Origin of the sequence: Streptomyces sp., from assembly GCF_050698815.1 — a bacterium.
GTDB lineage: Bacteria > Actinomycetota > Actinomycetes > Streptomycetales > Streptomycetaceae > Streptomyces.
On the sequence record NZ_JBOHCV010000787.1, the window covers coordinates 1 to 13725 of the forward strand.

The window sequence follows — 13725 nt, forward strand, 5'->3', positions numbered from 1 at the left end:
CCGGGCCTCGGGCGGCTTCATGTTCACCGCCACCGAGACCACCGAGGCTGACGCGCTACGGCTGTTCGGCGAAGCCCTCGCCGCCCACTGTGACGAACCGGCCCCCTACCGTTTCGCCCACTGGGACGAGGCCATCACCCGCCTCATGCGCATCGCGGCCGACGGCCCCACGACCGTCGTCATCGACGAATTCCCCTTCCTCGCCAAGGCCGCGCCCGCCCTGCCGTCCATCATCCAGCGGGCCTTGGACCCCGCGGCCCGCCGCGACAGCACTCCCGTGCGCCTTCTGCTCTGCGGCTCCGCCCTGTCCTTCATGGGGGGTCTGCTGTCCGGCAACGCCCCCTTGCGCGGGCGGGCCGGTCTCGAACTCGTCGTCCCCACCCTGGATTACCGCTTCGCCGCCCAGTTCTGGGACATCACCGACCCCCACACCGCGGCCCTCACCCACGCGATCGTCGGCGGCACCCCCGCTTACCGCCGCGAATTCACCCAGGGCGACACCCCCGCCGACCCCGCCGACTTCGACGACTGGGTCACCCGCGCCGTCCTCAACCCGGGCCGCCCCCTCTTCCGCGAAGGCCGCTATCTCCTCGCCGAGGAACCGGATCTCCACGACACCGCGCTCTACCACTCCGTACTGGCCGCCATCGCCTCCGGCAACGCCTCACGCGGCGGCATCGCCGACTACCTCGGCCGCAAATCCACCGACCTGGCCCACCCGCTCCACGTCCTCCAAGACGTCGGCCTCATCCGCCATGAACCGGACGCCTTCCGCCGCAATCGCTCCGCGTACCGCATCGCCGAGCCGCTGGTCACCTTCTACCACGCCGTCATGCGCCCCCACTGGGGCGACCTCGAACGCCCCGGCCGCGCCGCATCCGTCTGGCGCCGCGCGCAGACCACCTTCCGCAGCAAGGTCCTCGGCCCCCACTTCGAGTCCCTCTGCCGCGAGTGGGCCCGCTGGCACGCGGCTCCCGAAACGCTCGACGGCCACGCCTCGCGCGTCGCCACCGGAACCGCCAACGACTCCGCCGGGAAGACGAGCCACGAAGTGGACGTCGCCGTCTTCGGTCGCGACGACCACGACCGTGAAGCACTCCTCGCCATCGGCGAAGCCAAATGGAACGACACCATGGGCACCAGTCACCTGCAGCGCCTTCAGCACATCCGCGCACTTCTGGGCAGCCGCCATGGCAGACCACCGGAGCAGACCCGTCTCCTGTGCTTCAGCGGCGCGGGCTTCACCGACGAACTCCGCCAGACCGCCGCTCGCGACCACGCCGTCCAACTCATCGACCTGGAGCGCCTCTACCACGGCGAATAGCCTCAGGGCAGCTCGTCAGCACGGTCCTGAACCGCACCAGGGCGAAGTACGACCGCCTGAGAGCGGGGCTGACATTCGGCCAGGGCTCATCGCCCGCCGGGCCGCCCGCTCATGCCTCGGGAGCCAGCACCGCCCGCACAACTGCCGTCAGAACGAGCGAGACCGGCATCGCGTACCACCGTCCAGCCCCAGTACGATCGCGAGGCCGCCCGAGGCGTAGTGCTCGCTGCGTACCGAGAGGACCGTGTCCTCGGGTGTCAGCACTGGACCTCGTACTGACAGAGACTCCGACCGGCAACATCTGGATGGAGCAGGAGTCCGAAGTCACCCGATACCGCGAGCTGTTCGACGACGCTCGCACTTTAGCGTTGCCGCCAACGGAATCGCGCAGGCTGATCCGCCGCATCGCCAAGGAGCACAGACCATGAACCAGGACCGCCTCGCCATGCCCGACCTCACTGCAGCGACGTGGCGCGTCAGCAGTCACAGCGGTGGGCATGGCGGGCGTTCCTCCGCCGGCTGGCCCGAACCGGGCCGGAAGCGCGACAGCGCTGGCGCAGCGCCGCTTCCGTGCGCGCTGATCAGAACTTCTGCTGCTTCGCACCAGGTGGGAGTATGCAAGGAGTCGTCACACTGAAAAGAAGGTCAGGGTCCTGGGAACTACCCTCGACGGAGATCGAAAAGTCTTTCTCCTTGCTTTTGGCATCCAGGATCACCGATGACTTCTCCCCTCCAATTTCCTGCAATCCCAGGATCTTGTACCCCCGCTTCTTGAGTTCATCGTGAACTCGCCTCACTGCTGTGGCCTGATCGTCGACACTGATGGGAGCGCGCGCATAGTAGTCGAGGTTGAATCTTCCATCTTTGGCTACCTCGGCATTCTCGCCCACACAGTTACTGAAGGCAGGTTTCACTGTCTTCTTGTCGATTTCCACTCTCGCCGTACGGGCCATGGATTCAACGAAGTGGTGAGCCCATTTCTGGGCCTCCTTCTTGCTCATCCTTGGCAGCGGTTTATTGATTGCTTCACTGCCGCTCGGTGGTGTCGCGTCACCGGATCCGTCTGGTTGGGACATACAGGCTCCGATGAGAAGTGGAAGGAGGGCAATGCCCACCACTCGGCTCAGTGTGCGACCCGCAGAATCGTGCGGTGATCGATGGAGTCGCAGTCTCATGCTCCCTCTCATCCAATCACTAGGGGGTTGGAGCCATCTGGAGCGACCGGATTCACGGGAGGATCGGAAGGCCCTGCTTCGTAGTGCCGACCGAGCCGAGCCGGGCGCCCCGCAATCACTCTGGCTTGATTATTCAGGCTTTCTTGCTCTGGGTCCCAGTAACTGCTGTGCCCACCGTCATTCACTGCCATCGGCTGCCCGCCGAATTCCTCCGAGGCCGGGTTCGGCCCCAAGGTCAGGCCGGAAGTGTGACGTACGATAGGATCTTGCTGAGACGCCCCGGCCCAGAAATGCTGAGGGTCGATTTGGAGATCCTTTGCGGTTCCAACATTCATTCCTGGACTACCGAGAGAAATGATGTCGTCGGCTCCCAGTCCTTTACCTTCGCCTGCGGCTGTACCGACCATTGTCGATCCATAGCTGTGGCCGATGACGGTCAGGTGGCTGTCGCCGTTCCCATGTGCGACGCGCGTTCCCTCCGTGAAATGTCTGAGATCCGAGGCACCGTCTTCGGCCCGGCCAGTGGTGGTCACGCTGCCATCGACCTCCGGCGCGTCGTATCCCAGCCAGCTGATGACTGAGACACCTTCGCCTCGAGCGCGCTCACTCGCCGCGTCATGGGTCCGGTCCAATCGGTCGATCTGACCGGTCATATTACTCAGGTCCGTGCCCGTTCCCGGTACCAGAATCGCGGTGTGTGCTGCTTGGTCAGGATTACCCATGGCGATGATTGCCCGCCCATCCCGAGCTTCGGGGTCCAGGCCCAGCAGGTAGAGTCGCTTTTCGGCTGGGGCGGTGTCCCCCTTGTCCAGTCGATCCTTGAGCTTGCTCAACGAGTTGTAGGTGGCCTGGTCGCGGATGCCGAGGGAGCCGTTCTCCGCTCGCATAGCGAGATCGTTGTACTTCGCTTCCAGTACGGTGCGATTGGCACGGTCGCGAATGTCGGAGGGGACGCCGTCGAGGCTACCGATCTGATCCGGGTATGCGGCCAGATAGATCCGACGCTCGTCTTCGCTCACGCTTTCCCACCAAGCGGCGTTGACTTTTGGATCGTCACCATCCGGGATCTTTTTGGGGTCGATCCCCATCATCTTCGCAACCCGTTCGGCGTCTTTCTGCGCATTCTCCGCGCCGTACTGCTTGTCCAGATCAAAGGGGTCAATCTCATGCAGCGCCTGGAAGGCCTGCCAGCTGGCCCGCTGCGCCTTCTCAATCGCCTTGTTGATACGGTCCTGATAGCTTGCAAGGCTGCTGTTGGCGTCTTCAACCGCAGCACGGTGCGGAATCCCGCCGCCTGCCGCATCACTACGCGGTGATCCGTTCAACGGTCCCGTCCGCCGTTACCTTGTGCCCTGCTGACTCCGCATCATTTGTCGCACGGCGCAGCGCGCGCTTCGCGCTCTGCATACGCTCGCTTGCAGTATCCAGAATGGTGGAAATAAGCTGGACATTGGTGTGGGCGGTGTCCAGCATGCTCTCGGCCGCTTCCAGTGCCGCGAAACCGTAGTGTGCGCTATCTCCGGTCCAACCCGCCTTGCGTAAGGGCCCGCTGACCTTACGACCAGAGTTACTCTGAGCCTTGGAGAGTTTTCCGGCGAGTTTCTGCCACGATTTGACCGCAGCATCAAGATCAGAAAAGTCCTGATCGAAGAGATGTGCGTACCCCCCCGGCACCTCAGGCCCACCCCTTGAACTTACTTGAGACATCTTGCTCATTGATTGCATGCCCGCGAGCCACGAGCCGCAGGCCATCCGCGTGGTCGCGGATCCGGTCACACAACTTCTCTAACGCGACTCCCCAGCGTTCCGCTACCGCTGTCAGCTCAGTGCCGACCTCCCAGTGCCGCAGGGCGGAACCGGCATCCTCCGCATCGCTGACTGCCTGCTTGAGTGGATCCGCTAGATCACCAGCGATGGTGTCGGCGGCACCACCCGAGGCGTTGAGTTCATGTGCCGAAATATTGAGCTTGTCCCCCACCGTTCGCGTTCCCTTCGCTGAGGTGTCGCGCATGCAGTGGTCTGTATGGTAGACCGCTTCTGCTCTGCGCGTCCTGATACGCAGAAGTGGATCGAAGCCGGACAGTAGTTACGGCAGCTGTAGATAGGTCTGCCGGTGCTCGTTGCTGCTGTTCAGCGGCGTGGTGGGGTGGCTGCGGGCGCCAGGGCGGCCGCCTTGATCATGACTGGTGTGACGCAACATCAGAACGAGACGGCCGCTGCGGCCACGAGAGACGAGACAGGCCACGACAGGGCGTTCGGGGACCTGTTGGCCTCGGTCTCCGACTGCTTCGCCCGCTCCGAGACCCGGGAGACCTTCGCACGGATGCCGGGGCATGCTGATGGAACTCGAAGACGTCAACTGCTGGAGCCTGGCCGAAGCGATCGGCGAGCGAGCCCGCACCACCTGCTCTCCCGTGCGGTGTGGGACGACCCAGCGGTGCTGGGGCGGACGGCGCCTGGGCCGTGGACCTGCTCGACGACGGCGACGGGATCCTGATCGCGGACGAGACCGGGGACGCGAAGTCCTCCACCAACGCGGTCGGTGCGGCCCGCCAGTACTCCGGTTCGGTCGGCGGCGTGGACCTGTGCCAGGTCGCCGTGCACCTGACATTCGCCACCTCCGCCGGACACTGCCTGATCGACCGGCGCCTGTACCTCCCCCAGGACTGGGCCGCCGACGAGGAACGCCGTGAGCTAACCGGCGTCCCCGAGGAGCTGTGCTTCGCCACCAAGCCGCACATGGCGGCGGACATGCTCCGCACCGCCGACCGGCAGGGCATCTCCGCCTCGTTCTTCCTGGGAGATGAGGTCTACGGAGGACGGGAGCTGCGTACCGCGTGAAGAAGTACGCGGACAACGGCCGGCTGTGGTGGCTGAACATGCAGTACTACAACGGCAGCATGTACGGCTGCTCCGGCGACTCCTACTCCGCCGGCACCGTCCAGGGCTTCACCGCGCAGACGGACTGCCTGAACAAGGGTCTGGTCGTCCAGGGCACCACGATCAGGGTTCCCTACGACAAGCAGGTGCCGGGGCTGCCGGCGCAGCCGGGCGCCGGGGGCGGCTACATGTCGCCGGGCCAGGTCTCGCAGGCGTGGAACCACTACGGCGGCAGCCTGAAGGGCCTGATGACCTGGTCGCTCAACTGGGACGGGTCGAAGGGCTGGACCTTCGGGAACAACGTCAAGGCGTTGCAGGGGCGCTGACCCCTCTGACGACACGGGCGACACGGGCGACGCAAGACGCATCGGCGCGGTGGCGCGCAGCGCGGCGCGGGCGGGCCGGGGTGCAGACCGGCCGCCCGCGCCGCTGACGCGGACCGAGGAACGGGGGGAAGCCTCGATCGCTCACCGCCGATGACCAGTCGGCGATACCTTCCTCTGCGCCACGCATCCGGTGAGTGTCACTGCGCCGGAGCGCGGCTGCGGTGCACCCAACGCCTCCGCACAATCATCACGCAGCGCACATTGCCCGGAAGCGTGCAGCGCGAAAGTGTGTGCGCAGGGCCGACTCACGACCTCACGACCTCTCACGACCTCTCACGACCCACGCACACGTCGGCCGCCAGGACTCCCCGGACGGCGGCGGAGAAGGCTCGGGAGCACTGCTCGGTCCACTCCGAGCAGGCTGCCCTCCACAGCCTCCGTCCCCGAAGGAGTCCCGCATGGCGGATCACGGCAGGCGCAGGTTTCTCACCTATCTGGTCGCCGCGCCCACTCTCGCGGTCGCCACCAGCATCGGTGCGGAGTCGGTCTCGCCGCCCAGCGCGGAGGGAGCGATCCCGTCGCCGCCCGCGCCCGGTGATGTCGTCGACCTCGGCGACGTGCTGATCCTGGCCGGCAAGCCGACCGCGGGCATGCTGGTGCTGACGGTCGACGAGGACGGCACGGCGCACTTCCGGCTGCCGCGGGAGGAAGTCGGCCAGGGCCTGACCACCGCGATCGCGATGCTGGTCGCGGAGGAGCTGGACACGCCGCTGGAGAACGTACGCGTCCGTCTCGACGACGCACGTCCCGAGCTGCTGTTCAACCAGCTCACCGGAAGTTCGAACTCGATCAGGTCGCTCTACGACCCGGTCCGGCGGACCGCGGCCGCCGCCCGTGCCCGTATGGTCGCCATCGCCGCCAGGCAGTGGAACCTCGAGGCGGACGCGCTGACCGTACGCAAGGGTGTGGTCGTCGCGCCGGACGGCCGCAAGGCGTCCTACGGATCGCTCGCCGCGGCGGCCGCCGGGGACAAGACCGAAGAGCTGAGCGGGCAGCAGACCGCCCCCAAGAAGGAATCCGACCACTCGCTGGTCGGAAAGCCGACCTCCCGCATCGACGCCAGGGCGATCGTGACCGGGCAGCAGCAGTACACCCTCGATCTGGACGTCCCCGGCGCGAAGCCGGCCATGGTGCGCAGGCCCCCGACGCTCAACGGCACCGTGAAGTCGGTCGGCAACGAGGCCGCCGTCCGCGCCATGCCCGGGGTCCTCGACGTCGTGGTCGTCCCGACCGGGGTGGCGGTCGTGGCCGAGACCTTCGGCCAGGCGCTCGACGGCAAGGACGCACTCGAGGTGACCTGGGGCAAGGGCACCGTCGACGACCTCTCCGACGACGGCATCCGCAAGCGACTGCGGGCAGCGACGCTGCCGCCGGCCGTGCCCCCGGTGCTGACCAAGCACGTCGACGCCGAGTTCGACTTCGCCTTCGCCAGTCACGCGCCGCTGGAGACGAACTCCGCGGTCGCGGACGTACGGGCGGACAGCGCCACCATCTGGTCGGGGCTGAAGACGCCCATCGTGGCGCTGCAGACGATCGCCGCCGAGCTCGGGCTGCCGCAGGACAAGGTCACCGTCCATGTCGTCCAGGCCGGGGGCTCCTTCGGCCGGCGGCTGTTCTTCGACGGGGCGCTCGAGGCGGCCCGGATATCCAAGAAGAGCGGCCGGCCGGTCAAGCTGATGTGGTCCCGCATCGACGACATGCGCCACGGCCGGATGCGCCCCGCCACCCACCACAAGATCCGGGCGACGTACGCGCTGGGGAACGTGCTCACCTTCGAGCACCGGGTCGCCGCGGTCGAGACCGACTTCCGGCACGGGCTCGGCGAGGCCCTCAGCGCGAGTGGCGCGAAACTCCCGGGCGGCGCGGGGAACGCGACCCTCGCGCAGTCGCTCTTCCTGACCACGGTGAAGTCGCCGTACAACTTCGGCGTCACCACGCAGCTGCTCACCGAGGTCCCGCTGAAGATGCCCACCGCCTCCTGGCGGTCGGTGTACTCGGCGAACACGCGCGGCGCGGAGGAGATCGTCGTCGACGAGCTCGCCGCGAAACTGCGTAAGGACCCGGTCGCCTTCCGGCGGGAGTTCCTCAAGAACGACCGGCAGCGGGCCGTACTGGACAAGGCCGCCGACGACGGGCAGTGGGGCCGGCCGATGCCGGAGGGCTTCGCGCAGGGCGTCGGATTCCACGAGGAGTACAAGTCACGTACGGCCTGCCTGGTCGAGATCGACGCACGCGACCCGAAGAAACCCCGCGTCACCAAGGCCGTCATCGCCGTCGACGTAGGCCGGCCGGTGAACCCGCGCGGGCTGGAGGCGCAGATGCTCGGCGGGCTGACCGACGCCATCTCCACCACCCTGCGGGCAGGCCTGCACATCGAGGAGGGGCTGCCGCTGGAGGGCAGCTATTCGCAGTTCCACTACGCCCGGCAGGCCGACAGCCCGCCGGACGTAAGGATTCACGTGCTGCCCGCCGACGGGGAGCCCGGCGGGGCCGGAGAGCTGGGTGTGCCCGCGGCGGTCGGCGCGATCGCCAACGCCTACGCGCGCGCCACCGGCACACGGCCGCGCACGTTCCCCGTGAACTTCGACGTCGATTTCGAACCCTTCCCCCGTTGAGGAGCCTCCGTTGCCTTCCCACACCTTCTCCGTCAACGGAAAGAGCGTCACGGTCGACGCCCCCGCCGACCTGCCCCTGCTGTGGGTGCTCCGCGACCTGCTCGGCATCCGGGGCCCCAAGTACGGCTGCGGCATCGACGTCTGCAAGGCCTGTACGAGCCACCTGGACGGGCGGGCCGTGAACCCGTGCGTCGTCCCGGTCTCCGACGCAGCGGGCAAGGAGGTCACCACCATCGAGGGTCTCGCCGACGGGGACACCCTGCACCCGGTCCAGGAGGCCTGGCTGGACCAGGACGTCGCCCAGTGCGGCTACTGCCAGCCCGGCCAGATCATGGCCGCCGTCGCCCTGTTGAAGAAGACGAAGAATCCCACCGACGCGGACATCGACGAGATCGCGAACGTGTGCCGCTGCGGCACCTACTTCCGCATCCGCGAAGCGATCAAGAAGGCGGCGTCGATGATGTAACGCCATTGCCCCTTCGGGGCGCAGAGGGAATGCGGGGACCGAAAACGCCCCGCACCGATATACGGCCGGAGGTTTTCGGGGGGCAGCCGGCCGTGGCCATTCTTCTCCATCGAGAGACGCTTCACGCGTCGGATTGGGACCCCGTGAGCGACACCGAACCCATGCCCAGGCAGCCGTACCAGCAGCGCCCCATGGGAGGCCCTCCCGGCCCTCCGCCGCGCCCCGACTACGCGCAGGACGGTCCCCCTCCGCCCCCCGACCACTCCCACGGCGGCCGCGCCCCGCGCCGGGAGCGCCGCCCGCGGGACGGGTCCGGCTCGCAGCGCATGGCCCTGATCATCCACACGATCGCCGACATCGCAGCCGTGTTCCTGGGCCTGTGGATCGCGCTGTACCTGCTCGAGGCCAACCAGGGGAACCCGTTCGTCGATTTCGTGAAGGGTATGGCCGACTGGCTCGCCTGGTGGGCACAGGACATCTTCACCATGGAGAACGAAGGCGTGCGCGTATTCCTCAACTACGGTCTGCCTGCCGCAATCTACCTGCTCGTCGGCCACGGAATTTCCGCGCGGGTGCGCCGCCTCTGACCGAGTTCACCCGGAATTTTCGGGGCTTCGGCAGTGAAGAAAGATGGAGTCCAGGTGGAGAAGGCGTGACCGCGGAATGCGGATCCTGAAACGGAACGGTCCGGGCGCCGGGGGAAAGCGACTCGTTCGCGTTTCCCCGGCGCCGCGGTCACGTGAGATCCGCGGGCCGGTGAGATCCGCGGGCCGAGCCGCCGTCCCGGCGCCGCGTCAGGCGCGGTAGCGCCGCAGTGCCGGCATCGTCAGCGCCAGGGTCAGCATGGTGACGATGACGAGGAGGCCGCCCGCGGTGACGGCCGTACGGCTGCCCAGGGCGGCGCCCGCCGTGCCGTGCAGCAGGTCCGCCACCCGCGGGCCGCCCGCGACCACGACGGTGAACACCCCCTGCATGCGGCCCCGCATGTCATCGGTGGCCACCGACTGGAGGATGGCTCCGCGGAAGACCATGGAGACCATGTCGGCGACCCCGCCCACCGCGAGGAAGCCGGCCGCCCACCACAGGCCGGTGCTCAGGCCGGCCCCGGCGACGGCCGCTCCCCAGGCGATGACAGCGGCGATCACCATGAGTCCGTGGTGACGGGCGCGGGAGAAGGTCCCCGAGAGCAGCCCTCCGGCCACCGCCCCGACCGGGATCGCGGCGAACAGCACGCCCAGGGCGAGCCCTTCGCCCCACGGCGCGTAGGTGGTGGCGGCGAGTTGCGGGAAGAGGGCGCGGGGCATGCCGAAGACCATGGCGACGATGTCGGCGACGAAGGACAGCAGCAGCACCCGCCGGGCGGTGATGTAGCGGAATCCCGCGGCCACTTCGCGCCAGCCCGCCCGCCGCGCGGTGGCCGTGCCGGTGCCGGCCAGTGGCGGCATGGCGGGCAACTGCCAGACCGCCCACACGGCGGCGCACAGGGCGAGCGCGTCGATCAGGTACAGCTCGGGCAGCCCGATGACCGGGATGAGGGCACCGGCCAGCAGGGGACCCAGCACCATGCCGGTCATCGCGACGGTCGAGCCGAGCGCGTTCGCGGCGGGCAGTTCGGAGGTGGGCACCAGCCGGGCGATCGATGCGCTGCGGGTCGGGGAGTTGATGCCGAAGAAGGCCTGCTGCGCGGCCAGCAGCACCATCAGTACGCCGACCGACTCGGTACCCGTGACGGCCTGCACCCAGAACAGCAGGGACGTCACGGCGATGCCCGCGTTGGTGACCAGCAGCAGCTTGCGCCGGTCCATGCTGTCGGCGATCGCCCCGCCCCACAGCGCGAACACGACCAGGGGTATGAGGCCCGCGAAGCTGGCGTAGCCGACCCAGGCCGAGGACCCGGTGATGTCGTAGACCTGCTTGGGTACGGCCACCGCGGTGAGCTGGCTGCCGACGGCCGTGACCGTGGTGGAGGTCCACAGGCGGCGGAAGGAGGGGTGGCGCAGCGGACGGGTGTCCATCACCAGCCGCCGCCAGCCGGCCGGCGCCGTTCCCGCCGTGTCGCCGGTGGTCTCGGTGCCGTCCACTGCCACTCCGGTTCCTCATACATTCATTCGGGCGCGCACCAGTATCGCCCTGCCCTCAACGGGTGCCGCACGTCGGCGGGTTGGCGCCGTGATCCCGAAGTCGCCCTGGGTGACGGGGAGGTCGTCTTCACGATTTCTCCTCATGACTGTTTCCATCTCTGCACGCATCGGTGTTCGGGGCAGTGGAAGGCTTCGCTGCGGCCGATCGACGTCGGCCGGTGCCGTGTCGCGACCCCCACATTGCGCGCTCGGCGCCACATCCTCGGGGAGAGGACTACAACGTGGACGTCACCCGTTCCACCGGCCGCCGCAGAGCGCTGCTGGCCGCATTGCCCGTCACCGCACTCGTGGCCGCCGCCGCGCTCGTACCGGTCGCGGCGAACGCGACCACGGAGCAGGCCGGCAGCGCCCGCACCACGGCTGCCGACGAGTACTACCAGGACGCCGAGGGCAAGACCGGCGAGGAACTCAAGACCGCGCTGCACACCATCATCAGCACCGGCGCCACCGCGATCTCCTACGACCAGGTCTGGGACGCGCTGAAGGAGACCGACCAGGACCCGGACAACACCGGCAACGTCATCCTTCTCTACACCGGGCGTTCCCAGTCCAAGGATAGCAACGGCGGCGACCCGGACCAGTGGAACCGCGAGCACGTATGGGCCAAGTCGCACGGCGACTTCGGCACCGCCACCGGTCCCGGCACCGACGTCCACCACCTGCGGCCGACGGACGTTTCGGTCAACAGCACCCGCGGCAGCAAGGACTTCGACGCCGGCGGCAGCGAGGTCGAGGAAGCCCCGGGCAACTTCACCGACGACGACTCCTACGAGCCGCGGGACGCGGTCAAGGGCGACGTGGCCCGCATGATCCTCTACATGGACGTCCGCTACGAGGGCGAGGACTCCTTCCCCGACCTGGAGGCCAACGACGCGGTCAACAACGGCTCCCAGCCCCTCCACGGACGGCTGTCCGTCCTGAAGCAGTGGAGCGAGCAGGACCCGCCGGACGCTTTCGAGAAGAACCGGAACCAGGTCATATTCGACAAGTTCCAGCACAACCGGAACCCGTTCATAGACCACCCGGAATGGGTCGGAGAAATCTACAAGTAGGCGAAGAGCGGTTCATCCGAGCACGGGGGTGGGGCCGGCGGTTCAGGCCGCGGCCGCACCCGCGTGGTCGGGGTGCAGCCATTGCGCCCGCATGATCTTTCCGTCGGCGGTGGGGACGACCTCCAGGCTGTCGGCGCACTCCCCCGCGATCCGCAGTCCCCAGCCCCCGCTGCCGTCGAGGTTCCCGGTACGCCAGCACGGCGGCACCGGTTCGGTGTCGGTGACCTCCACCCGTACGAGATGACGCTCGGCCCACACCCGCAGCCGCCACCAGCCGGCGGCGTGCCGCTGCGCGTTGGTCACCAGCTCCGACACCACCAGCAGTACACCGCCCAGGTCCACCCAGGCGCACGACTGCGCCAGGTACTCCTCCGCCGCCCGGCGGGCCTGGCCGACGTCGGTGCACCACGAGTCCACGATCAGCACGTCGAGCCCCCCGTCATCTGCCGCTGTGCCGTTCCGCGCCTCGCGCACGCCGCCGCGGGATGCGCCATCAACACCGTTGCGCTCCTTCGTTTCTCGCCTTCGTCCCGGCCTGTCCCGTTCCGCTTTCCCCGCCCCGGCCGCCCCATGCCCCACAGCCCGGCGACGGGCCCGCGCCGGCACCCGAGAGCGACGGGAAGGGGAAGCGGACGATTGGCCGGTGCGAAGCGGGGTAAGCGGTGGATCCAACGTGTTCTTCCTGTGACGGAAAGAGGAGGTCCTCACCGATGACAGCGGGCGTGCCGACCGTCGTAACAGCAGCGCAGACCGAGGAAGCGGTGCCCGAAAGGGAAGGTCGTGCCGTTGAGGGGGAGTTGGGACAGCCGTCACCTGTCGAGGTGCCGGAGAATCTCGCGCCCGCCGATGCCCGGCAGCTGTCGAAGACCTTCTTCGACCGGCTCGCCGTACTGGAGGAGGGCACGCACGAGTACCAGTACGTGCGGAACACCCTCATCGAGATCAACCTCACTCTCGTCCGGTATTCCGCGCGCCGGTTCCGCTCCCGTACCGACGAGATGGAGGACATCGTCCAGGTCGGCACGATCGGTCTGATCAAGGCGATCGACCGTTTCGACCTGTCACGGGAAGTGGAGTTCACCACCTTCGCCATTCCGTACATCGTCGGAGAGATCAAGCGCTTCTTCCGCGACACCACCTGGGACGTACGGGTCCCGCGCCGGCTCCAGGAGATGCGCATGTCCCTGGCGAGGGCGAACGACAAGCTCACCGCGCGACTGGGCCGTGCGCCGCGGGTGAGTGAGCTGGCCGAATACCTCGAGGTGACCGAGGAGGAGATCGTCGAGGGCCAGGTCGCGGCGAACGGCTACAGCTCCACCTCGCTCGACGCCACGATCAACAACGAGGACGGCGAGGCCTCGCTGGCGGACGTGCTGGGCGAGCGGGACGAAGCCATGGACCTGGTCGAGGACTTCCAAGCCCTCAAGCCGCTGCTGGCCCAACTCTCCGAACGCGACCGCACGATACTGCAATTGCGCTTCGGCGAGGAGATGACACAGGCGCAGATCGGAGAACACCTCGGCCTCTCCCAGATGCATGTCTCCAGGCTGCTCAGCCGGAGCCTTTCCGGGCTCCGCGCCCGCATGCTCACCAACAGCTGAGGCCGGTCCGCATTCGGCCGCTGGTACCGCTGGTAGACAGCTGATGGGAAATTCGTCGGGGCCGGTGACGTCGACACGTCACCGG

At 67.8% G+C, this 13725-nt stretch carries 14 protein-coding genes and 1 pseudogene; 9 read left to right on the forward strand and 6 right to left on the reverse strand.

Annotated elements, in window-relative coordinates; all coding sequences use genetic code 11:
- A partial coding sequence (locus ACRDP3_RS28240) for an ATP-binding protein (protein ID WP_431519862.1) occupies window positions 1-1324 on the forward strand: 1324 nt, incomplete at its 5' end.
- 254 nt (window positions 1325-1578) lie between these two features.
- Complete coding sequence (locus ACRDP3_RS28245; RefSeq protein WP_431519863.1) at window positions 1579-1752, forward strand: Scr1 family TA system antitoxin-like transcriptional regulator; 174 nt, start codon at window positions 1579-1581, stop codon at window positions 1750-1752.
- A 153-nt stretch (window positions 1753-1905) separates the two neighbouring features.
- On the opposite strand, the gene ACRDP3_RS28250 is transcribed toward ACRDP3_RS28245, so the two are convergent.
- The 4 genes from ACRDP3_RS28250 to ACRDP3_RS28265 form a co-directional block, all read right to left on the reverse strand.
- Window positions 1906-2325 carry a hypothetical protein gene (locus ACRDP3_RS28250; RefSeq protein WP_431519864.1) on the reverse strand — a complete coding sequence of 140 codons (420 nt, stop codon included), beginning with the start codon at window positions 2323-2325 and terminating at the stop codon, window positions 1906-1908.
- 182 nt (window positions 2326-2507) lie between these two features.
- Window positions 2508-3824 (reverse strand): alpha/beta hydrolase, encoded by a 1317-nt coding sequence (locus ACRDP3_RS28255; protein WP_431519865.1) that lies wholly within the window; start codon window positions 3822-3824, stop codon window positions 2508-2510.
- Complete coding sequence (locus tag ACRDP3_RS28260; RefSeq protein ID WP_431519866.1) at window positions 3805-4173, reverse strand: hypothetical protein; 369 nt, start codon at window positions 4171-4173, stop codon at window positions 3805-3807. Before ACRDP3_RS28260 ends, ACRDP3_RS28255 begins: the two co-directional genes overlap by 20 nt.
- 1 nt (window position 4174) lies before the next feature.
- The gene (locus ACRDP3_RS28265; RefSeq protein ID WP_431519867.1) at window positions 4175-4510 is read right to left on the reverse strand and encodes a hypothetical protein; all 336 of its coding nucleotides are present in this window, start codon (window positions 4508-4510) and stop codon (window positions 4175-4177) included.
- 452 nt (window positions 4511-4962) lie between these two features.
- Here ACRDP3_RS28265 and ACRDP3_RS28270 point away from each other — a divergent pair, with 452 nt between their 5' ends.
- The 5 genes and pseudogenes from ACRDP3_RS28270 (at window position 4963) to ACRDP3_RS28290 (ending at window position 9433) form a co-directional block, all read left to right on the forward strand.
- Entirely contained in the window at window positions 4963-5340 is a 378-nt protein-coding gene (locus ACRDP3_RS28270; protein ID WP_431519873.1) for a transposase, read from the forward strand.
- Window positions 5337-5705 (forward strand): annotated as a pseudogene (locus tag ACRDP3_RS28275) (chitinase); the annotation flags it as partial. The gene ACRDP3_RS28270 and the pseudogene ACRDP3_RS28275, both read left to right, overlap by 4 nt.
- A gap of 458 nt (window positions 5706-6163) precedes the next feature.
- Window positions 6164-8380 (forward strand): molybdopterin cofactor-binding domain-containing protein, encoded by a 2217-nt coding sequence (locus ACRDP3_RS28280; protein WP_431519868.1) that lies wholly within the window; start codon window positions 6164-6166, stop codon window positions 8378-8380.
- A gap of 10 nt (window positions 8381-8390) precedes the next feature.
- Window positions 8391-8846 carry a (2Fe-2S)-binding protein gene (locus ACRDP3_RS28285; RefSeq protein WP_431519869.1) on the forward strand — a complete coding sequence of 152 codons (456 nt, stop codon included), beginning with the start codon at window positions 8391-8393 and terminating at the stop codon, window positions 8844-8846.
- Between the two features lie 191 nt (window positions 8847-9037).
- Complete coding sequence (locus ACRDP3_RS28290) at window positions 9038-9433, forward strand: hypothetical protein (RefSeq protein WP_431519874.1); 396 nt, start codon at window positions 9038-9040, stop codon at window positions 9431-9433.
- A gap of 207 nt (window positions 9434-9640) precedes the next feature.
- Here ACRDP3_RS28290 and ACRDP3_RS28295 read toward each other — a convergent pair whose 3' ends face one another.
- Window positions 9641-10927, reverse strand: a complete 1287-nt coding sequence (locus ACRDP3_RS28295; RefSeq protein WP_431519875.1) for an MFS transporter — start codon at window positions 10925-10927, stop codon at window positions 9641-9643.
- Window positions 10928-11208: 281 nt separating this feature from the next.
- Between ACRDP3_RS28295 and ACRDP3_RS28300 the strand changes: the two genes are divergently transcribed.
- Window positions 11209-12039 carry an endonuclease I family protein gene (locus tag ACRDP3_RS28300; RefSeq protein WP_431519870.1) on the forward strand — a complete coding sequence of 277 codons (831 nt, stop codon included), beginning with the start codon at window positions 11209-11211 and terminating at the stop codon, window positions 12037-12039.
- Between the two features lie 42 nt (window positions 12040-12081).
- Here the strand turns inward: ACRDP3_RS28300 and ACRDP3_RS28305 are convergent, their stop codons facing one another.
- Entirely contained in the window at window positions 12082-12465 is a 384-nt protein-coding gene (locus ACRDP3_RS28305) for an ATP-binding protein (protein WP_431519871.1), read from the reverse strand.
- 284 nt (window positions 12466-12749) lie between these two features.
- Here ACRDP3_RS28305 and ACRDP3_RS28310 point away from each other — a divergent pair, with 284 nt between their 5' ends.
- A complete protein-coding gene (locus ACRDP3_RS28310; protein WP_431519872.1) occupies window positions 12750-13640 on the forward strand; it encodes an RNA polymerase sigma factor SigF in 891 nt (296 codons plus the stop codon).
- Window positions 13641-13725 lie beyond the last annotated feature (85 nt).

What these genes read in the sequence shown, in the direction of transcription:
- ACRDP3_RS28250 (WP_431519864.1), bottom strand. Translation starts at nt 2,325, where the DNA reads ATGAGCAAGAAGGAGGCCCAGAAATGGGCTCACCACTTCGTTGAATCC.
- ACRDP3_RS28265 (WP_431519867.1), bottom strand. Translation starts at nt 4,510, where the DNA reads ATGCGCGACACCTCAGCGAAGGGAACGCGAACGGTGGGGGACAAGCTC.
- ACRDP3_RS28280 (WP_431519868.1), top strand. Translation starts at nt 6,164, where the DNA reads ATGGCGGATCACGGCAGGCGCAGGTTTCTCACCTATCTGGTCGCCGCG.
- ACRDP3_RS28290 (WP_431519874.1), top strand. Translation starts at nt 9,038, where the DNA reads ATGGGAGGCCCTCCCGGCCCTCCGCCGCGCCCCGACTACGCGCAGGAC.
- ACRDP3_RS28310 (WP_431519872.1), top strand. Translation starts at nt 12,750, where the DNA reads ATGACAGCGGGCGTGCCGACCGTCGTAACAGCAGCGCAGACCGAGGAA.